This window comes from Antarctobacter sediminis, from assembly GCF_019218285.1.
In the GTDB taxonomy this organism is placed as follows: Bacteria; Pseudomonadota; Alphaproteobacteria; order Rhodobacterales; family Rhodobacteraceae; genus Antarctobacter; species Antarctobacter sediminis.
In genome coordinates, this window is record NZ_JAHUZG010000006.1 from 68,407 (window position 1) to 87,134 (window position 18,728).

The window sequence follows — 18,728 nt, forward strand, 5'->3', positions numbered from 1 at the left end:
AGCGTTATTGCGACGGATCGGAACAGTCAACGGCGGCCAGGGCCTGGCGCCAGGCATCGTGATAGGCGGTCATTGCCCCGGTCAGATTGTCCGCTGCCGCGTGTGGCGCGGGCGTTCTGAAATGCGACTTGTCTGCGCCTTCCAGCAGCAGCGCAGCGCCTTGACTGGTCCCGGTTGCGCTTGTCATCGCCGAAACCGTGCTGACCGTGATGGCGCGCAGCATCCGCTGATAAGTCACGTTGCGAGCGAAGGGCCCTTCGACCACGATCTCGCCGCGATGGCCGATCAACTCCAGACAGCGCGCCGTCAGCATCGCGAGGTAGAGCGCAACGGCAGCGCCGCGCTGCCCCGTGCCCTTGGCGGGTTTACCTCCACTCCACTGTGCGGACCGGCCGCGAAACGGACCCGCTGTCGGCACGACAGCGGGCAGCAACATGACCCCCGTTTCCAGCACCTCGCAAAGCTCTGCCTCTGTCGACTCTACGTTCTGGCCGCCCAGGGCAATGTCATGTTCCCGCCCGCCCATGAAGCGCGCAGAGGGGACAGGGTCACCAAGCGCGTTGACGTTCACCAGAACGTCCTTGGTTTGATCAAGATGGCAAGGCGCGCCGCCGACTGACATGCAAATCGTCCAAGTCCCGCTGGAAACGACCGAATAGGGCGGGGTGCGGGACAGGATATGGGGCAGGAGTGAGGCGTTGCTGTCATGGATGCCGCAGTACACCCGCGTGTCCGGCCGCAGCCCGGTGTGCGCGGCCACTTTGGGCAGTATGGTGCCCAATACCTCGGCCGAGCGTCTGGCGGGTGCGATCTTGTCCGTGATCTGCAAGCGGTCGACCAGGCTGGAAAAACAACCCTTCCGCGGGTTCCACAGGTCCGTATGACAGCCCAGCGATGTCACGTCACTGGCGGCAACGCCGGTCAGGCGGTGCCCCCAATATTGCGGGTAGGTCACGATGGTTCGGGTACGTTCGCGCAGTCCGCGGTCCATCTCGAAAAGCCAGTGCAGTTGCGCGCCGACATTCAGCCCGCCTGCAAGCTTCGGCGACCCTGTCTCATCGAATGACGGGCGGATTGTGTCATAGTCCGCCGCAACATCGTCGGGCCCCTCGAACTCGTAGTCGAGGATCGGCGTCGCCAGATTGCCCTGTTTGTCGAGCAGCGCGGCACAGGCGCCATGCGTGGTGATCGATATCGCATCGATCCCGTGATCGGTGTGAAACCGCGCCAAGGCATCCAACAGGAAGGCCCAGTGCCCGTCGACATCGAAATGCGGGTAGGGCGGGCCGGGCAACACCGTGTTGGGCCGGGTGACGACAGCGATTTCGGACAGGTCCGCAAGGTTGACCAAGGCAAGCTTGGCATTGGTCTTGCCGATGTCGATGACCGCAACGTGACGCCTGCTCATGGCATGTGGAACATCGGGAGCAGGTCCACGACAACCGGTTCGTTGTCGGGCTTCGTCTCCATGATGTCAGCCATATGCGCCCACCATTTCTGCATGATCGGCAGTTCCGGCAGCGCGGCCATGCCATGATCCGCCTTTCGCCAGAGCACGCCGAACAGCAGCCCGGTCTCCTGGTCGAGGTGAATGGAGTAATCCGATACCCCGGCCTCCTTGAGCGCCGTCACCAACTCCGGCCAGATCGCATCGTGGCGTTTGCGGTACTCATCCTCGCAGCCCGGATCCAGCCGCATTCTGAAGGCGTATTTTTCCATCACCGGTCCCGCCACATCTTCCAGAGGCGCGGCAGGGCGATCACGCCGATCAACAGTGCGCCGATGACGATGGACATCACGATACCCGGCACGTTCAACAGCCCCAGCCCAAATGTCACCAGCCCCATCACGAAGGCCGCGATCACCACTCCCGGGATCGTGCCCGATCCGCCGAGGATGTTGACGCCACCCAGAACCACCATGGTCACGATCTCCAGCTCCCAGCCAAAGGCAATGGAAGGGCGGGTCGAGCCCAGTCGCGAGGTCAGGCAGATGGCCGCAATGCCGGACATCAGGCCCGTCAGCAGGAACAGGAGGAACTTTACCCGCCCGACACGAATGCCGGAAAACAGCGAGGCGGTCGGATTGTTGCCGATGGCATAGACGGCGCGGCCGAAATTCGTCTTGTGCAGCAGCACGCCGTAGATAACCGCCAGCAGCGCGAACAACACCAGTTCGAAGGTGATGACCCAGTACACGTAGCCCTGACCGAAAAAGGCAAAGTCGCGGGGGTAGTTGTTGTAGACCTGATCGCCCAGCACGATGTAGCTGATGCCACGGAACAGGCTCATGGTGCCGATGGTGACGACGATCGACGGCAGGCCCATGCCGGTCACCAGGAACCCGTTGATCGCGCCGCAGATCAGGCCGGTGCCAAGGCCGATTAGGACCAGTACGGGCGTGCCCAACCCGACTTCGGCCGCCGCGCCCATGGCGGTCGAGGCCAGCGCGATGATGGCGGCGACGGAGAGGTCGATCTCTCCCGATATGATCAGCAGCGCCATGGCAAAGGCGACCATCGCCTTTTCGGTAAAGTTGAAGGACGCGTCGCTGAGGTTCCAGGCATCCAGGAAATAGGGCGAGGCAAAGCTGTTGGCGACGAAGATGGCGATGGCCACCAGCATCAGCAGGCTTTCCCAGCTTTTCAGCGTTCGATCCAGCGGGGACCGCAGCCTGTCGGGGATGTCCCGGCCCAATGTGACTTGGTCTGTGCTTGTCATACCGCGTGCTCCGCTGACTTGAGAATGATCCGCCCCTTGGTGCGCGAGGCACGGGAGTTGACCGCAACCGCGATGATGATCGCCGCGCCCGAGATGGCCAGTTGCCAGAAGGGAGAGACATCGATCACCGGCAGTGCATTCTTGATGACGCCCAGGAACAGCGCGCCCAATAGTGCGCCGCCCACCGTCCCGATGCCGCCCGCGATCGAGATGCCCCCGATCACGCAGGCGGCCACCACGTCCAGTTCAAACCCGCTGGCAATGTCCACGTATGAGACTGCGTAGCGCGACACCCAGAGATAGCCCGTCAACCCGGCCAGCGCACCGGACAGGGTAAAGGCCCAGAACTGCGTCCGGCCGACGCTGATCCCGGTGTAGGTGGCCGCATGGGGGTTGCCGCCCACCGCATAAGCCGCCCGGCCCAGAGAGGTACGCGTCATCACGATGGAAAAGACGACCACAGCAAGGATCGCTATCCAGCTCAGCACCGGAAGTCCCAGGATTTCGGCCCGGGGAAAGGCCTTGAAAGCCTCGCTCATCTCGTGGCTGTTGACCCATTTGCCGTCTGAAATCAGGAAGATGATGCCGCGAAAGATGGTCATGGTGCCCAGCGTAACAACGATGGGCGGGATGCCCAGTTTCCACACCAGTACACCGTTGGTCATGCCCATCACCGCGCCCAGGGAGATGGCGATGACCAGGATCACCACGACCGGGACTCCAGGAAAGGCGACGTTGATCATGGCGACTACCATCCCGGTCAGCGCAAGATTCGCTGCTACCGACAGGTCGATACACTTAGTCAGGATGACCACCATCTGCCCGATGGCCAGCAGGATCAGGGGCGAGGTGTCGTTGAACACGTCGGCCAGATTCTGCGGGGCGATGAACCCGTGAAAGCGCGAGGCAATGGCCGCCAGCAGCGCGGCGATGGCCACCAGAAGCAGGGTTTCGCGCGAGGAAAGAAGTCTTTGCAGCATAACTGGTCCTCAGATTCCGGCCGCGTGGCGGACGAGTGTTTCGGGGGTCAGGTCATCGCCTGCCAGTTCGGCGGCGATCCGGCCTTCGCGCATGACGATCACCCGATCCGACATGCCGAGGATCTCGGGGATTTCCGAGCTGACCATGATCACGGCAAGCCCCTGCGCGGCCAGTTCGGCCATGAACTCATGCACCGCCGCCTTTGACCCGATATCGATGCCCTTTGTCGGCTCATCGAGGATGATCACCTTGGGCTGGGTCGCCAGCCACTTGGCAATCACCACCTTTTGCTGGTTGCCGCCGGACAGGTTGCCGACCTCGGTGTCCAGCGACGCAGCCCGCAGGTCGAGCCGCCGGGTATACTCCCGCGCCAGTTTGAACTCCTCGGCCATCCTCAGAAAGCCCTTGTTCGACGTACGCCCCAGCGAGGGCAGGGTGACATTCTGAAAGATGGGCAGGGCAGTGATCGCCCCCTGTTTGCCCCGGTCCTCGGGGACATAGACGACGCCGTTGCCGATGGCATCGGCGGGCGAACGGATCACCTTGATCGCGCCGTCGATCTTGGTCACGCCCTTGGACGGCTTGGTGATGCCGAACAGCGCCTGCATGAATTCGGATCGGCCTGCGCCGACCAGCCCGTAGAAGCCAAGGATCTCGCCCCGCCGCAGGGTGAACCCGATGTCGGCAAATTCGGTGGGGTGGTCATAGCCGACAACCTGCAGCACCTCGTCGCCCAGATGGCTTTGGCGCTGCGGAAACACCTGGGACACATCGCGCCCGACCATCATCTTGACCAGTTCGGCCTCTGACACGTCCGAAATCAGGCCGTCGCCGACGAATTGCCCGTCTCGAAAAACGGTGTAACGGTCTGCGATACGAAAAATCTCATCGAACTTGTGGCTGATGAACAGGATCGCCTTGCCCTGCGCCTTCAGCTTTTCGACCAGTTCATAAAGCTCCTGGATTTCCTTGTGCGACAGCGCCGCGGTGGGTTCATCCATGATGACCACGCGCGCGTCGATGGACAGGGCGCGGGCGATGGCAACAAGGTGCTTGTTTGCGATGCCCAGATCGCGCAACCGATGGGTCGGGTCGATCTCGGCGCCGATGCTGGTCAGGATCTCGGTCGCCCGCCGCTGCATCGTCTTCCAGTCGATCAGGCCGAACTTGCCGCGCGGCGCATGCCCCAGAAAGATGTTCTCGGCCACCGACAACTCATCGAACAGAACTGTTTCCTGGTGGATCGCGGTGATCCCGGCGTCTGCGGCGTGCTGAGCGGTGGGAAACGTGGTCGGAACCCCGTCCACCAGGATAGCGCCGCCATCCGGCTGGTAGATGCCGGTCAGCGTCTTCACGACCGTCGACTTGCCGGCCCCGTTTTCACCGACAAGAGCGGTGACCTGTCCGGGAAAGAGACGAAGCGATACCCCGTCCAGTGCCTTGACCCCCGGAAAGGTCTTGGTGATCCCGTCGAGCGCAAGGATGGGAGCCGTCTGGGCGACAGCTTCTTTCTGGATTTGCATGAGCATGTCGGCAATCTGTTTGGGGCCTCCGGCGCGCATGGCACGCCGGAGGCGGGTGGGGCAGACGGACGATCAGAAGATCGACTTGAAATCGTCGATGTTCGAGCTGTCGTAGACGAAGGGATCGGCCATCGCGCCTTCGTTGTTGTCATCCAGCGTCACGCTGCCCATGCGGCCCATGGAAATCTCGGCGCCCGGTTCGGCCGTGGCCTCTCCCGATGCCAGCGCGTGCGCGATCATTGTCGCCGAATAGCCAAGGTCGATCGGGTTCCAGATGGCAAAGCTCTTGGAGGCGCCGCTGTCGATGGCGCCGGCCATCTCGGACGGCAGGCCAAGACCGGTCACGTTGACCTGTCCCACCTTGCCGGCGTCCACGACGGCCTGTGCCGCGGCCACAATCCCCACGCTGGTCGGCGCGATGATGGCGTCAAGGTCCGGGTATTTCTGCATCAGGCCCTGCGCTTCGCGATAGGACTTGTCAGCCAGGTCGTCCCCGTAGACGGTCGCCACCACTTCGATCCCGGGATAGTTGCCCATGACCTTTTCCATCTCGGAAATCCAGATGTTCTGGTTGGTCGAGGTGGTGGTGGCCGACAGCAGCGCAACCTGACCGCCATCCGGCAGGTGGTCGGCCGCCAGCTTGATGATCATGTTGCCGATCAGCGGGTTCGAAGACGGGTTGAGGTGCATCTGCCGCCCCTCGGGTGCAACGCCGGAGTCCCAGGAAATCACGGTGATGCCGCGCTGCATGGCCTTTTTCAGCGCCGGAACCAGCGCGTCGGTGTCATTGGCCGACACGGCAATCGCATCAACGCGCTGCGCGATCAGCGAGTTGATGACCTCGATCTGTTCTTCGGCGGTTGTGCCGGTGGGGCCGGTATAGATGATCTCGACACCGCCCAGTTCTGCGGCGGCCTCTTCGGCGCCCTTGTGTGCGGCTTCGAAAAAGCCGATGCCAAGCGCCTTGACCACCAGCGCGATGCGCATGTCGTCCTGTGCCATGGCCGATGTGCCCATGAGCGATGCGCCAAGGCTGAGGCCGAGGGCGAGTTTGGTGAAGTTGCGACGGAACATGTGGTTTCCTCCCTGATTGTCACAATGGTTTGTCGTTTGGTTACGAGGCCGCTTCGTCCCCGTCCTGCGCCGCGCTCGATTGCGCGACGATCAGCTTGACGTCGGCGGCTTCGAGCATGGCGGCGGCCTTGTCCGGGATCCCTTCGTCGGTGATCACGGTGTCGATGCGGTTGAGCGGGCAGAGCACGAGGCTGGAGCGGTTCTTGAACTTCGTGCTGTCGACCAGAACGACCAGTTCATCTGCCTGACCGATCAGCTTCTGTTCCGCCTGGATCAATAGCGGGTCGGCTTCCATCAGGCCGATGGGGCCAAGGCCCTGCGCCCCCATGAACATCCGCTTTGCGTAGAAATTGCGGGTCACGTCGTTGTCGAAGGGCGACAGGATGATGTTCTGTTCTCGATAGATCGCGCCGCCGGACAGCATGATGGTGTTCTTGGAGTGCTTCAGCAGGTGTTCGGCGATCGGAAAGCTGTTGGTGAAAACCTGGCAGCGTCGGCTGGCCAGCGGGTGCACCATCTGGAACGTGGTCGTTCCGCCGTTGATGATGATCGAGTCGCCATCCTCGCAAAGCTCGACGGCCGCGCGGGCAATCGCCTGCTTCTGTTTGCCCTGCATCGTCTGGTTGACCGAAAAGGGCCGCCCGGCCAGTCCCACGAACTGCGGCGGGCTGATCGCCTCGGCGCCGCCGCGCACCCGGCGCAGTTTCTTCTGCATGTGCAGGGCGGCGATGTCGCGGCGGATGGTGGCCTCTGACGCCTCTGTCAGGTTGCATAGGTCCGCCACGGTGACGACCGGGCGATCCTGGACAGCAGATAGAATGATCCTGTGGCGTTCCGTTTCGTGCATCTGGGCCTCCCTTGGTCCGTCACATTCCGCGACTCTCCCTCTTCTGTCAATCAAAAATAATCACAAACAATCATCCTGCGCCGCAGCATGATCGATTCTGATCGAAAGTGATTGACACTGGCGGGGCCAAGTCGCAGTGTCAGACCCAAGCCATGACACGGGGCGCGTTGCGCCATTTGGGAGGACAGGATGCTGAAAACCGTTGAAACGCAGTTGCTTGAGAATCGCTGGGACGAGGCCGAAGCCGCAGGAAAGAGCGAATCGGAACTGTTGCTTTATCGCTCGAACATCCTTGGTGCGGACAAGCGTGTAACCAATTATGGCGGGGGCAATACATCCGCCAAGGTCATGGAAACCGATCCTCTCACCGGCGAAGAGGTCGAGGTTCTCTGGGTCAAGGGATCGGGCGGTGACATCGGCTCGATCAGGATGGACGGTTTCGCGACCCTTTACATGGACAAGCTCGAGGCCCTGAAGGGCCTGTATCGCGGGGTCGAATTCGAAGATGAGATGGTCGGCTACCTGCCGCATTGCACCTTCAAACTGAACCCCCGCGCGGCCTCCATCGACACGCCGCTGCACGCCTATGTTCCGCGCAAGCATGTGGATCACGTCCACGCGGATGCCATCATCGCGATTGCCGCCTCGAAAAACTCCAAGGAGCTGACGCAGGAGATCTTTGGCGACAAGATCGGCTGGCTGCCCTGGAAAAAGCCGGGATATGAGCTGGGCCTCTGGTTGGGCAAGTTCTGCGAGGAAAACCCCGAGGCAGACGGTGTTGTCCTGGAAAGCCACGGGCTGTTCACCTGGGGAGACACGGCCAAGGCCTGCTATGACAAGACCATCGAGGTGATCAACACCGCGACCAAATGGCTGAGCGAGAGGACCGAGGGCGTCGCGGCATTCGGTGGCGCCAAGCACCAGAGCCTGTCACAGGCGGATCGCCGCGCCATTGCCGCGCGCCTGATGCCGGCCATCCGCGGCTTTGTGTCCGGTAACCAGCACATGGTTGGCCATTTCAACGACAGCGAGGCAGTGCTGGAATTCGTCAATTCCAAGGATATGGAACCCCTGGCGGCGCTGGGCACCTCCTGCCCGGATCATTTCCTGCGCACCAAGATCCGTCCGCTGGTGGTGAATTTCGACCCGGCCAAGGGCAACATCGACGAGGTCATGGCAGGCCTGCCCGAGCAGATCGCGGCCTACCGCGAGGAGTACAAGGCCTATTACGAGCGCTGCAAACATGGTGACAGCCCGGCCCTGCGCGATCCCAACGCCGTCGTCTACCTTGTGCCCGGCGTTGGCATGATCACCTTTGCCAAGGACAAGGCGACGGCGCGGATTTCCGGCGAATTCTACGTCAACGCAATCAACGTGATGCGCGGCGCTTCGTCGGTGTCGGAATATGTCGGCCTGCCAGAGCAGGAGGCCTTTGACATCGAGTACTGGCTTCTGGAAGAGGCAAAGCTGCAGCGCATGCCGAAACCGAAGTCCCTGGCCGGTCGCGTGGCCCTGGTCACCGGCGGGGCAGGGGGCATCGGGTCGGCCACGGCGGAACGATACCTGCGCGAAGGGGCCTGCGTGATGCTGGCCGATATCAACGACGAGGCATTGGCGGCGACTTCCGAAAACCTGACCGGTCGGTTCGGCAAGGACGTTGTGCGCGCCGTCAACATGAATGTCACCGATGAGGCGGCCGTTGCCGCAGCCTTTGCCGAAACGGCGGTCGAGTTCGGCGGGATCGACATCCTTGTGTCTAACGCGGGCATCGCCTCATCCGCTCCGATCGAGGAGACCAGCCTTGCCCTGTGGAACAAGAACATGGACATCCTGTCCACCGGCTATTTCCTTGTCTCGCGCGAAGCGTTCAAGCTGATGCGCGTGCAGGACATGGGCGGGGCGGTTGTCTTTGTCGCCTCCAAGAACGGCCTCGCGGCCAGCCCGAATGCGGCGGCCTATTGCACGGCAAAGGCCTCCGAAATCCACCTCGCCCGCTGCCTTGCGCTGGAGGGGGCCGAGGCCGGCATTCGCGTCAACGTGGTCAACCCGGATGCCGTTCTGCGCGGGTCGAAGATCTGGGAAGGCGATTGGCTGGAGCAGCGTGCGGGCACCTACGGCACCGACAAGGAAGGGCTGGAGGAAATGTACCGCCAGCGGTCCATGCTCAAGCGGTCCGTCCTGCCCGAGGATATCGCTGAGGCGGCCTATTTTCTTGCCTCCGATCTATCCGCGAAATCGACGGGCAACATTTTGAATGTGGATGCCGGCAACGTTCAGGCGTTCACGCGCTGAGCGGATCGGGGGAGGAGTAGACATGGGTGATTTTGACAGCGCCAAGGCGCAATTCGCCGACTGGGGGATCGACGCCGAGGCCGCGTTGGCCCGGCTGCAAACCATCCCGATTTCAATGCACTGCTGGCAGGGTGATGACGTCGTCGGGTTTGAGAACCGCAGCGCCTCTTCTGGGGGCGGCATTCAAGCGACCGGGAACTATCCCGGTCGCGCCCGCACGCCAGACGAATTGCGGGCGGATCTGGAATTTGCCTATGGGCAGATCCCAGGTTCGCACCGGTTGAATCTGCACGCGATGTACCTTGATACCGACGAGACGCCCGACCGCGACGAAATCGAGTACAAGCATTTCGCGCCCTGGGTCGACTGGGCCAAGGCACAGGGGCTTGGTCTTGACTTCAATCCGACCTTCTTTGCCCACGAGAACGCTGACGACAACCTGACGCTGGCGCATCCCGAAGAAGGCATCCGAGACTTCTGGATCGAGCACGGCAAACGCTCCCGTGAAATCGCCGCGCGGATGGGGGCGGAGCTGCGCAGTGCCTGCGTAAACAACATCTGGGTACCGGACGGTTTCAAGGACGTTCCCGTCGATCGGATGATGGCGCGCCAGCGTCTTGAGACCTCCATCGACGCCATGCTGGCAGACCCGCAGGACAGGGCGCACATGCTGGACGCCGTCGAAAGCAAGCTTTTCGGAATCGGGGTCGAGGCCTGCACCGTTGGCAGCCACGAGTTCTACATGGGATATGCCATCCGAAACGGCACATTGCTGTGCCTCGACATGGGGCACTTCCATCCGACCGAGAGCATTGCAGACAAGCTGTCTGCGGTAGCCCTGTCGGTTGACGAAGTCCTGCTACACGTGTCGCGCCCAATGCGCTGGGACAGCGACCACGTCATTCTGCTGAACGACGACGTGCAGGCTGTGGCCAACGAACTTGTCGCTAGTGACTTGCTGGGTCGCACGCACATCGGTCTCGACTTTTTTGATGCCACGATTAGCCGGACCGCGGCTTGGGTGATTGGAACCCGGAACATGCAAAAGGCGTTGTTAAGGGCATTGCTCATGCCGTTTGATCAGTTGCGTGCGGCAGAAGACAGATTTGATTATTTGAGCCGTTTTATGCTGACTGAGGAGTTCAAGGATCTGCCCTTTGGTCAAATATGGGCAGAGTTCTGTGCAAGGAATGAGGTCCTGTCAGGTCGTACGCTCATCAAGGAGTTGGATGCGTACCAAGCGTCACTTGCTCGCTAACTGTGGCAGGTTTTGACAGAGGTCGGGACCAGTCACATCGAACGCGTTGTGCCCCAGGCTGTATCGTGCATCTGGATGGCTCGGATGGTCCGCCAAGAAAGAGGGGCGTGCGTCAAATGAAGACACGGGGCTTGTTCGACGTCCTGCAGGAGCGCGCGACTGGGGCGGTCGACGCAGGGGGAGGCGGTTCGGCTGGTTCCGACCGGTGCGCGCCGGAGTCAGCAATGAAAGACCTGGGCTCGGGCAGCTTATACTGACACGTAAGTTTGGTGGGTCACGCGGCAGGCGGCCAGCTTCCGACAATCACGAAAGCGCCGGGTCAAGCAGCAGGCCGGAGACCTTCAACGCACGCCAGTAGCAGAAGTCCGCGTGGTGAACGAGAGTGCATTCAAGAGAGCGTTGCACGTGCTCGCCTTCATGTGAGTGCGCGCCAGCGATATGGGCGACCTCGATAGGCAATCCCGCCATTAGGCAGATGTGCCAGCCGTGGGCTGGGTGGCGCATCGAGGGAAATCCGCACGCTGAGGGCCGCTCGGTCCATGCCATGCGCTTGTCGGGGTTGAATTCGAACGGTTTTCCCACGTCGTGCAGCAGGCCTCCGGCGATAAGCACGTCCAAATCAAGCGGTAAGTCGGGCGCAGACGCTTTTAGTGCTTCGCCGCTCGCGCGTGCCATGTTTGTCACGGCGCGGATATGGGTCAGCTGTGTGCCGCTGCGTAGTTGCAACCGGCCAGGTGAGCCACAGCCTTCCATGTTGGAAATGCGGCTCAATCCTTCTTGTGATAAAGACATGCTCCAGGCGGCGACTACCTTATCGCGCAGATCCTTGTCCTGGATGTCTTCCAGTTCCGGAAGTTCATTGCGGACATTGGCGGCAATATCTTTGGATTTCGACTGCATCAGGCCGACCTCTTGTAGGGGCTTGCGGGGTGTAACGTGCTTTCGGGAACTTCGACCTCTTCGGCCAAAAGGCGGAACGAAAGCGTCTTGCCGTGGCCATCCAAGTTGAGCGATGAGTTGACCCCTCCTTCAAGCACATTGTCGATCACGAAATTGAAGCTGGCCAATTTCGGCAGGTCATAGCGCTGAACCTTGGTCGTTCCCCGATAGCGAAAGACCTCATGCACGCGTTCTGCTGTCATTTGTTTGGCGATATATGTGTAAGCGGCTTCGTTGTAGGGGATAACGCTGATGTTTAGTCGGTTGCCTTTGTCGCCAGCCCGTCCGTGCGCCACCTCGTGCAACGGAACTTTGACGATCGGGTCGTTTTCAGTCATAGCAGGTCCTCGCTTGTAATACATAGGGACTGGGTTGTGATTGCCGTTCGATCGGCCAGGTAGGATCGCGTGACGACCCTGCGGGTGACGCGCCATCTTGCGCCGCCGGTACCGGCCGTCCCGCAACACAGAAGGGCCAAGACCTCGCGTGCTGACTGCTCGACGTCGTTCTTGTCGGCCCCTGCGGCTGCCAGTCGAATGCGAATGTCGCCTGGGTCAGGCCCGAGGTCTTGCTGGCTGAGTGCACCATCAGCGGAATCATGGACGCTGGAGACGCCGATCAGGTCAAACCGCGCGGTGACATCAAGCCCTCGGAACTTCAGCCTATCTCGTAGAACTTGCCGGGTCGCTTGGGCGCGGGCGAGGGCATTCGGCCCAGCCACGGACACTTCGCCTTCTCCGAGGTAGCTGCCGCCGAAACACGCGGTGACTTTTAGCTTTTTCGGGCGCGAACTGCCTGTAACGCCGAGGATCTGAACCCTGTCTTCGCCTATTCGGCTCAAAGTCACATCGGACAGGTCGACGGTCACATCCGGGGTAATGTAATTTGACGGGTCGTGGATCTCGTACAGGAGTTGTTCCTTGATGGTCCGTTCATCCACGACCCCTCCGGTCCCGGCCGCTTTGCCGACAACGATGCTGCCAGCAGCGCTGACTTCGGCAATCGGAAAGCCGATATTTTCGGGGTTGGGGATTTCCTTGTAACCGGGTTCGAAGAAGACCCCGCCGCATACCTGCGACCCGCATTCCAGTAGATGCCCCGCAGTGGCGCCGGCGGCCAGCAGATCCCAGTCATCCGCAGACCAGCCGAAATGGTGGATCAGGGGGGCAAGGGCCAGCGAAGGATCGCCCGTCCGGCCACAGATCACCACGTCTGCACCCTTAGCGAGCGCCTCGACTAGTGGCTGAGCGTCCAGGTACGCATTGGCGGACACCAGTGTCCCATCGTGTACGTCGATGTCTTCGTCTGCCTCGTAGACTTCCAGTTCGTCCAGCGAAACCTGTTCGCGGATGTCGTCGCCGAGCACCACGCCGATGCGCATACCCTTGAGGTTCAGGGATTTCGCCAGCCGGCTAATGCAGCGGGCGGCTCCCATCGGGTTGGCGCCGCCAAAATTCCCGATGATCTTGATACCATTCTCGAAGCAGTCTTTCAGAATGGGGCTGAGGAGCGGTTCGAGCATTGGCTCGTAGCCGCTATCGTTGGACGTCGAGCGCTCAAGTTGGGCGAGAGCCACGGTGCGCTCTCCCAGAACCTCGAAAAAGATCGCGGATGGCCGTCCGTCCGCAACAAGTGTCCTGACCACCGGAATCGGCGCGTCGATCCGGTCGCCGGAGAAGCCGGAGCCGTTACCTATCAAGAAACTGTCAGCCATTTCTGCATCCCATTTTGCACACGCGTTCAGTATCTGTAGATATCATGGGAGTGCAATCAGAATCTTTGGCTCATCACGAGATTAAGAATTTAACGATTAATATCATATGATTGCAGCGCTCCGCCCTTTGGGGTGGCGTCTTCTCGGTGCTTGGGCGCCAAGTGAGTTATTGCACGCGTATCCAAAATGTTCATACTGGGTATTGAGGGGAAGCGAATCGGAGGAGATGCGCATGACATGCATTGGAAAACTGAAAACACCTGCGGCTTTACTTGCAGGCGCAATTACGCTTGCTGCAGCCACGGCGGCGAATGCGCAGGATGTCCGGTGGCAGGCGTCGACATGGGGTACGCCGCGCGCTGCCACGGCGGGTGCCGAAGCCTGGGCTGAGGAAATCTCGCGACGCACGGATGGCGCGTTCCAGATCGCCATCCACTACGGTGGAGAGCTGTCAGCGCCGCGGAACAATCTCGACAACCTGCAGTTGGGTGCTTTCGAGGTTGCGAACTACTGCGGTGGCTTCCACCCCGGCAAGCATCCGGCGTCCATGGTCGTCGAGCTGCCCTTCCTTCCGTTCGAGGATCCCGCCGACCAGCGCGCCGCACATGAAGCGGTGTATTCGCATCCTGTCGTCGAGAAGGAGCTTGCGCGCTGGAATGCCAAGTGGATGCTGTCCTCGGTCCTGCCGCAGATGGAGTTGATCGGACGGGGCGACGCGGTGGAAACCGTGGCTGGAATCGAAGGTCTGCGTGTCCGCGCCTTGGGGCCTTTGGGGGCTGCCTATGAAAAGGCTGGTGCTGTCCCGATGTCGCTGTCGGCGCCAGAAACCTACCAGGCGCTGTCGCAGGGAGTGCTGGATTCCGTGGCCATTGCGCATTACGCCATGGCCTCTTACCGGCTGTACGAGCCTTCGGACTGGGTGACCGAAAACCTTGCCCCCGGAACCGTGAACTGCCCCTGGGTTGTCAGCCTTGATGCGTGGAACGCGTTGCCGCAGGAATACCGCGATATCGCGCTCGAGGCGCGAGACGTGGCCTATGCTGCCTTCGCCGAAGCCTATGGCGCGGCGGTTACCGATGCGATGCAGGCCTTCCGCGATGACGGCCTGATCATCGTGACAATCCCGGAGGCTGAACGCGAAAAGTTCCGCGAGCTGGCAGGTGTGCCGCTGTGGCGGGAGTGGATCGCAGACGCCGAGGCAAAGGGCCTGCCCGGTCAGGAATTGTTCGATCGCATGATGGCGGCGGTTTCGTCCGAAAAATAACCGCCCCGGCGGTTCTTGGCGGTCGAAGGAGGCCATTTAGCATGAGCAAAGAACAAGGTGGGCAGCGGCGATTTCAAAATCGCCCGCCCGGGTCGAATTGGGGCGATTTCGGAGATGATGACTGCTTGGGTCGGCTCAATCTGATCACGCCGGAACGGCGTCGGAAGGCGGCCGAGGAGATCCGCGAGGGCCTCACCTTCTGTCTCAGCCTGCCGCTGGATATTCCGGGGCGCAACGTGCTGAACCCCAACCGCAAATCGCCAAAGCTGAAACCTACGGTCCGGCGTCACGGAGAGGCCTATCACTACCGGGTCGAGCAGGAGCACGCGGGCGTCGTCGATGTCTCTTGCGACGATGTCATCACGATCTACAGCCAGTATTCCACCCAGTGGGATTCTCTGGCCCATAACGGCGCGCTCTTCGATGCGGATGGAGACGGGGTCGCGGAAGAGGTCTACTACAACGGCTATCGGGCGCGCGTCGACGTGATCGCGCCGGACGCCGAAAGCGGCCGCGGCGGATCCAACCCGCTGGGCATTGATCGGCTTGCCGAAAGCTGTGTGCAGGGCAGGGGTGTGCTGGTCGACCTAGAAAAGGTCTTTGGCCCCGAGCGCCGATTGATCGGCTTGCCGGAACTGAACCATGCAATGGATGTACTTGGCCTTGAGATCGAGGTGGGCGATGTACTGTGCCTGCACACCGGTTTCGCGCGCGAACTGTGGAAGATGGGGGATACCCCGGATGCCAAGACACTGGCCTGTGTCGGGGCTGAACTGGATGGCGCGGATCGCAGCCTACTGGACTGGATATCGGGGTCCGGCATCGCGGCCTTGGTTGCCGACAATGCGGTGGTCGAGCACCGTCCAGCGGCACCGCGCACCGACGGTGTCTTGCTGCCGCTGCACAACCACTGTCTGTTCAAGCTGGGGCTGCCGCTGGGCGAACTCTGGCACCTGTCAGACCTGGCGAGGTGGCTGAACCGGGCTGGACGAACACGGTTTTTCCTCAGCGCTCCGCCGCTGCGCCTGCCCGGCGCGGTCGGCTCACCCGTCACTCCTGTTGCGACCGTTTGAAACCACAGCTTCGCATGGGGAATATTATGAAGAAATCCGACAAGATCCTGGCGGCGCTGAACCGGGCGGTCAGCGCGGTGGAGAACCTTGGCGCCGCCATTGGGGCCTGGGTCATTTTCGGCCTCTTGTGGCTGAGTGTAGCGGAAATCCTGTCACGCAACCTGCTGAGCGCGCCCCTGCGCGGGCAGTTCGACGTTTTGGTCCTGGTGGGGCCACTGTATGGCTTGCTGGGCCTGTCCTATTGCTACCGCAAGGCCGGTCACGTCCGCATGGACCTGGTCAACCGCAAACTCACGGGGCGCAGCGCCCATGTAACCGAAATCCTCATCGCCGGCTGCGCCCTGCTGATCACGGTGCAATTGTTCCAAGGGTCGCTGTCGCACTTCAGCCGGTCCTACATGATCGGCGACACTACCATTGCTATGAACTGGCCGACCTGGCCGTCAAAGCTGATGGCGCCGCTGTCTTTCGCCATCCTCGCGGCGCGGCTGGTCCTGACCATCTGGGCGCACGGACGTTTGCTCATGGATCCGGCACGATCGGCAATCGCCATTCCGGTTCCGCCGGACCCCGTCAACGAAGCCGTCGACTGAACGACCCCTTCCAGACTTGATCAAAGGATAGAGACATGGACCCTATCACCGTGGGACTCATCGGCGTTGCCGGATTGTTCGTCCTCATCCTCGTTGGTTTTCCCATCGTGTTCGCCGCGGCGATCACCGGCTTCCTGGGGTTGAGCTACCTCAAGGGCTTTGGCGTAGCCACCAACATATCGGGGCTGATCCCCTATGACAGCACAGCGCGCTACGAATTGTCCGTTCTGCCGCTGTTCATCCTGATCGGCTTTCTGGCCAACTCGGCGGGCATGATCAACGGGGCCTACAGGTTCGCCCGGGCCTGGCTGGGATGGATGCCGGGCGGGGTTGGAGTGGCCACGATCTTTGCCAGCGCCGGTTTCGGCGCCGTTTCCGGGGCAAGCACGGCAACAGCCGCAGTCTTTGCCCGGGTCGCGATCCCGGAACTGTCCAAGAGTGGCTACTCGTTGAAGAACTCTGCGGCGCTGGTTGCGGCTAGTGGCACGCTTGCCTCGCTGATCCCGCCCAGCACGATCCTCGTGGTCTACGGCATCATCGTTGAGGAATCGATTGGCAAGCTGCTGCTGGCAGGCTTCATTCCGGGGTTCTTTTCTGCGTTGGTCTATGCGGCCTATATCGTCTTTGCCGCCAAGACCGGGGCAGGCGACGGGCCGCAGATCATCCGAGAAAGCTGGCGCGTGCGCTTGGCCGAGGTGCCGCGGGTGCTGCCGATTATTGCCGTGATCCTGGTGATCATCATCGGCATGTCCTCGGGCTGGTCAACGCCTACTGAGGCTGGGGCCGTGGGCGCCGGGATCGTTTTTCTGATGTTCCTGGCTTCCGGGAAATTCTCGATTCGAGAGCTGCATTCCTGCCTAATGGATTCGATCCGCCTGACCGTGATGATCTTTGCCACCATCTGGGGCGTGCTGATCCTCGCGCGGTTCTTGGCCTTCAGCGGCTTGCCGGGCGCGGTGGCTAACTGGATCGTGTCCCTCGACATGCATGCCTCGGTGATCCTGAGCGTCATTCTATTGGCCTATGTCGTGCTTGGCATGTTCATGAATGCCATCGGTATGCTGCTTCTCACCCTGCCGATCATTTTTCCTGCCATAGTCGGACTGGGTTTTGACCCGATCTGGTTTGGGATACTCGTGGTCAAGGTGGTTGAGATCGGGCTGATCACGCCGCCCGTGGGGCTAAACTGCTTCGTTGTGGCCGGTGTGCGCCCCGACATCCCGCTGGGATCCATATTCAAAGGTGTCTTACCGTTTCTCGCGATGGACATCGTGACAATTGCAATCCTGTTCTCGTTTCCGGCCATCGTTTTGTGGCTGCCCAACCTAGTGTGATCGCAGTTTGTGCGGGGCAATGGCTTCCGATAGCGTAGCTCGGAGTAATCTAGAAAAAAGAAGGAATGAAAGCGGCGCGATGGGCAAAAAGATATCCGCAAGCCGGGTGACCGCCGATGATGTTGCGCGCGCAGCAGGGGTATCCCGATCAGTCGTGTCTCGCACCTTCACAAAGGGGGCATCTGTTTCAGCTAAACGGCGCAAGCTGGTGTTGGAGGCGGCAGAAAAACTGGGCTACGAGCCAAATATTGCGGCTCGTGTGCTGGCCGGAAAGGCTAGCAACGTGGTGGGCATACTCACTGGTCCGCTGCTCAACCCCTTTCTTGCCGATTTGCTGGACAAGCTGTCAGACGGGTTGCGAGAGGCGGGGTTCCTGCCAACTCTGTTCAAGGTCGATACCGCAAGCGATGCCAAGAGCATCCTGCCACTCATCGCTCAATATCACATGGTGTCGACCATCGTCATGGGTATCTCACCCTCGGCGCAGATTTCCAAGTTCTTCTCCGGTCAGTCACAGATGCCGATCATTCTGAATCTTGGCGTGTTGCGGGATGTCGAAGCGGCCAACATCTCGACCGATCATTTCAAGGGCGGCATGCTTGCCGCGCAAGCGCTGCTTGATGGCGGAGCCCGCAATCCTGCGGTGGTGACGCGTCAGATCGAAGCCGGTATCTATGAAGAGCGCGCGGCAGGGTTTCGATACGTGCTCGACCAGGCAGGAGTGCAGTGCACGTCACTTCAAGTGACGGAAGGGTCTTACCAAGCCGGACATGAGGCTATGCTGCGGCTTTCCAAAAGTGAAAAGCATCCGGATGCGATATTCTTCGGCAACGATGTCATGGCGCTTGGGGGGCTTGATGCATTGAGGATCGACCTTGGCCTTTCGGTTCCGGGGGATGTCGCCGTGGTGGGATACGACGACATTCCTAGCGCGGCACTGGGAGCGTACAGGATCAGTACTATACGGCAGCCGGTTCGAAAGCTGGCCTCAATGGCGGTCGCTGCGATTGTCGACTTCGAAAATAGTGGTGCTGCTGATCTGACAACATCTATGATTGCGCCCGCCTACGTCCCACGCGACACGATCTGATGCCTTGGACTGCCGGAAGCCTTGCG

17 protein-coding genes are annotated in these 18,728 nt (G+C 61.1%); 7 read left to right on the forward strand and 10 right to left on the reverse strand.

What is annotated here, in order from left to right; genetic code table 11:
- Positions 1–4: 4 nt before the first annotated feature.
- From KJP30_RS21775 to KJP30_RS21805, 7 genes are all read right to left on the reverse strand, one after another.
- Positions 5–1,408, reverse strand: coding sequence for an FGGY-family carbohydrate kinase (locus tag KJP30_RS21775; RefSeq protein WP_218451486.1), 1,404 nt, complete (start codon positions 1,406–1,408; stop codon positions 5–7).
- Complete coding sequence (gene rhaM / locus KJP30_RS21780) at positions 1,405–1,719, reverse strand: L-rhamnose mutarotase (RefSeq protein ID WP_218451487.1); 315 nt, start codon at positions 1,717–1,719, stop codon at positions 1,405–1,407. The genes KJP30_RS21775 and rhaM overlap by 4 nt, the downstream gene beginning before the upstream one ends.
- Positions 1,719–2,720, reverse strand: coding sequence for an ABC transporter permease (locus tag KJP30_RS21785; protein ID WP_218451488.1), 1,002 nt, complete (start codon positions 2,718–2,720; stop codon positions 1,719–1,721). The genes rhaM and KJP30_RS21785 overlap by 1 nt, the downstream gene beginning before the upstream one ends.
- Positions 2,717–3,700, reverse strand: coding sequence for an ABC transporter permease (locus tag KJP30_RS21790; protein WP_218451489.1), 984 nt, complete (start codon positions 3,698–3,700; stop codon positions 2,717–2,719). The genes KJP30_RS21785 and KJP30_RS21790 overlap by 4 nt, the downstream gene beginning before the upstream one ends.
- Positions 3,701–3,709: 9 nt before the next feature.
- Entirely contained in the window at positions 3,710–5,230 is a 1,521-nt protein-coding gene (locus KJP30_RS21795) for a sugar ABC transporter ATP-binding protein (RefSeq protein ID WP_218451490.1), read from the reverse strand.
- A gap of 66 nt (positions 5,231–5,296) precedes the next feature.
- Positions 5,297–6,241, reverse strand: a complete 945-nt coding sequence (gene rhaS, locus KJP30_RS21800; RefSeq protein WP_425515728.1) for a rhamnose ABC transporter substrate-binding protein — start codon at positions 6,239–6,241, stop codon at positions 5,297–5,299.
- Positions 6,242–6,338: 97 nt separating this feature from the next.
- The gene (locus KJP30_RS21805) at positions 6,339–7,145 is read right to left on the reverse strand and encodes a DeoR/GlpR family DNA-binding transcription regulator (RefSeq protein ID WP_218451492.1); all 807 of its coding nucleotides are present in this window, start codon (positions 7,143–7,145) and stop codon (positions 6,339–6,341) included.
- A 189-nt stretch (positions 7,146–7,334) separates the two neighbouring features.
- On the opposite strand from KJP30_RS21805, the gene KJP30_RS21810 reads away from it, so the two are divergent.
- A complete protein-coding gene (locus KJP30_RS21810; RefSeq protein WP_218451493.1) occupies positions 7,335–9,437 on the forward strand; it encodes a bifunctional rhamnulose-1-phosphate aldolase/short-chain dehydrogenase in 2,103 nt (700 codons plus the stop codon).
- 22 nt (positions 9,438–9,459) lie between these two features.
- On the forward strand, positions 9,460–10,695 hold the full coding sequence (locus tag KJP30_RS21815) for an L-rhamnose isomerase (protein ID WP_218451494.1): 1,236 nt from the start codon (positions 9,460–9,462) through the stop codon (positions 10,693–10,695).
- 303 nt (positions 10,696–10,998) lie between these two features.
- Here the strand turns inward: KJP30_RS21815 and KJP30_RS21820 are convergent, their stop codons facing one another.
- From KJP30_RS21820 to KJP30_RS21830, 3 genes are read right to left on the reverse strand one after another with little or no spacing between them, the layout of a single operon-like run.
- Complete coding sequence (locus KJP30_RS21820; protein ID WP_218451495.1) at positions 10,999–11,595, reverse strand: HD domain-containing protein; 597 nt, start codon at positions 11,593–11,595, stop codon at positions 10,999–11,001.
- Complete coding sequence (locus KJP30_RS21825; protein WP_218451496.1) at positions 11,595–11,972, reverse strand: AtuA-related protein; 378 nt, start codon at positions 11,970–11,972, stop codon at positions 11,595–11,597. Before KJP30_RS21825 ends, KJP30_RS21820 begins: the two co-directional genes overlap by 1 nt.
- Complete coding sequence (locus tag KJP30_RS21830) at positions 11,969–13,348, reverse strand: acyclic terpene utilization AtuA family protein (RefSeq protein WP_218451497.1); 1,380 nt, start codon at positions 13,346–13,348, stop codon at positions 11,969–11,971. Before KJP30_RS21830 ends, KJP30_RS21825 begins: the two co-directional genes overlap by 4 nt.
- 232 nt (positions 13,349–13,580) lie before the next feature.
- Between KJP30_RS21830 and dctP the strand changes: the two genes are divergently transcribed.
- The 5 genes from dctP to KJP30_RS21855 all read left to right on the forward strand — a co-directional run bounded on the left by dctP (position 13,581) and on the right by KJP30_RS21855 (position 18,702).
- Entirely contained in the window at positions 13,581–14,612 is a 1,032-nt protein-coding gene (gene dctP / locus KJP30_RS21835) for a TRAP transporter substrate-binding protein DctP (RefSeq protein ID WP_218451498.1), read from the forward strand.
- Between the two features lie 125 nt (positions 14,613–14,737).
- The gene (locus KJP30_RS21840; RefSeq protein ID WP_224874465.1) at positions 14,738–15,685 is read left to right on the forward strand and encodes a cyclase family protein; all 948 of its coding nucleotides are present in this window, start codon (positions 14,738–14,740) and stop codon (positions 15,683–15,685) included.
- A gap of 14 nt (positions 15,686–15,699) precedes the next feature.
- Entirely contained in the window at positions 15,700–16,278 is a 579-nt protein-coding gene (locus KJP30_RS21845; protein ID WP_218451500.1) for a TRAP transporter small permease, read from the forward strand.
- Positions 16,279–16,313: 35 nt separating this feature from the next.
- Positions 16,314–17,612: a TRAP transporter large permease gene (locus tag KJP30_RS21850; protein WP_218451501.1), complete on the forward strand. Its 1,299-nt coding sequence runs from the start codon at positions 16,314–16,316 to the stop codon at positions 17,610–17,612.
- Between the two features lie 79 nt (positions 17,613–17,691).
- Positions 17,692–18,702 (forward strand): LacI family DNA-binding transcriptional regulator, encoded by a 1,011-nt coding sequence (locus KJP30_RS21855; RefSeq protein WP_218451502.1) that lies wholly within the window; start codon positions 17,692–17,694, stop codon positions 18,700–18,702.
- Positions 18,703–18,728: the final 26 nt, after the last annotated feature.

What these genes read in the sequence shown, in the direction of transcription:
- KJP30_RS21775 (WP_218451486.1), bottom strand. Translation starts at nt 1,408, where the DNA reads ATGAGCAGGCGTCACGTTGCGGTCATCGACATCGGCAAGACCAATGCC.
- rhaM (WP_218451487.1), bottom strand. Translation starts at nt 1,719, where the DNA reads ATGGAAAAATACGCCTTCAGAATGCGGCTGGATCCGGGCTGCGAGGAT.
- KJP30_RS21785 (WP_218451488.1), bottom strand. Translation starts at nt 2,720, where the DNA reads ATGACAAGCACAGACCAAGTCACATTGGGCCGGGACATCCCCGACAGG.
- KJP30_RS21790 (WP_218451489.1), bottom strand. Translation starts at nt 3,700, where the DNA reads ATGCTGCAAAGACTTCTTTCCTCGCGCGAAACCCTGCTTCTGGTGGCC.
- KJP30_RS21795 (WP_218451490.1), bottom strand. Translation starts at nt 5,230, where the DNA reads ATGCTCATGCAAATCCAGAAAGAAGCTGTCGCCCAGACGGCTCCCATC.
- rhaS (WP_425515728.1), bottom strand. Translation starts at nt 6,241, where the DNA reads ATGGGCACATCGGCCATGGCACAGGACGACATGCGCATCGCGCTGGTG.
- KJP30_RS21805 (WP_218451492.1), bottom strand. Translation starts at nt 7,145, where the DNA reads ATGCACGAAACGGAACGCCACAGGATCATTCTATCTGCTGTCCAGGAT.
- KJP30_RS21810 (WP_218451493.1), top strand. Translation starts at nt 7,335, where the DNA reads ATGCTGAAAACCGTTGAAACGCAGTTGCTTGAGAATCGCTGGGACGAG.
- KJP30_RS21815 (WP_218451494.1), top strand. Translation starts at nt 9,460, where the DNA reads ATGGGTGATTTTGACAGCGCCAAGGCGCAATTCGCCGACTGGGGGATC.
- KJP30_RS21820 (WP_218451495.1), bottom strand. Translation starts at nt 11,595, where the DNA reads ATGCAGTCGAAATCCAAAGATATTGCCGCCAATGTCCGCAATGAACTT.
- KJP30_RS21825 (WP_218451496.1), bottom strand. Translation starts at nt 11,972, where the DNA reads ATGACTGAAAACGACCCGATCGTCAAAGTTCCGTTGCACGAGGTGGCG.
- KJP30_RS21830 (WP_218451497.1), bottom strand. Translation starts at nt 13,348, where the DNA reads ATGGCTGACAGTTTCTTGATAGGTAACGGCTCCGGCTTCTCCGGCGAC.
- dctP (WP_218451498.1), top strand. Translation starts at nt 13,581, where the DNA reads ATGACATGCATTGGAAAACTGAAAACACCTGCGGCTTTACTTGCAGGC.
- KJP30_RS21845 (WP_218451500.1), top strand. Translation starts at nt 15,700, where the DNA reads ATGGGGAATATTATGAAGAAATCCGACAAGATCCTGGCGGCGCTGAAC.
- KJP30_RS21850 (WP_218451501.1), top strand. Translation starts at nt 16,314, where the DNA reads ATGGACCCTATCACCGTGGGACTCATCGGCGTTGCCGGATTGTTCGTC.
- KJP30_RS21855 (WP_218451502.1), top strand. Translation starts at nt 17,692, where the DNA reads ATGGGCAAAAAGATATCCGCAAGCCGGGTGACCGCCGATGATGTTGCG.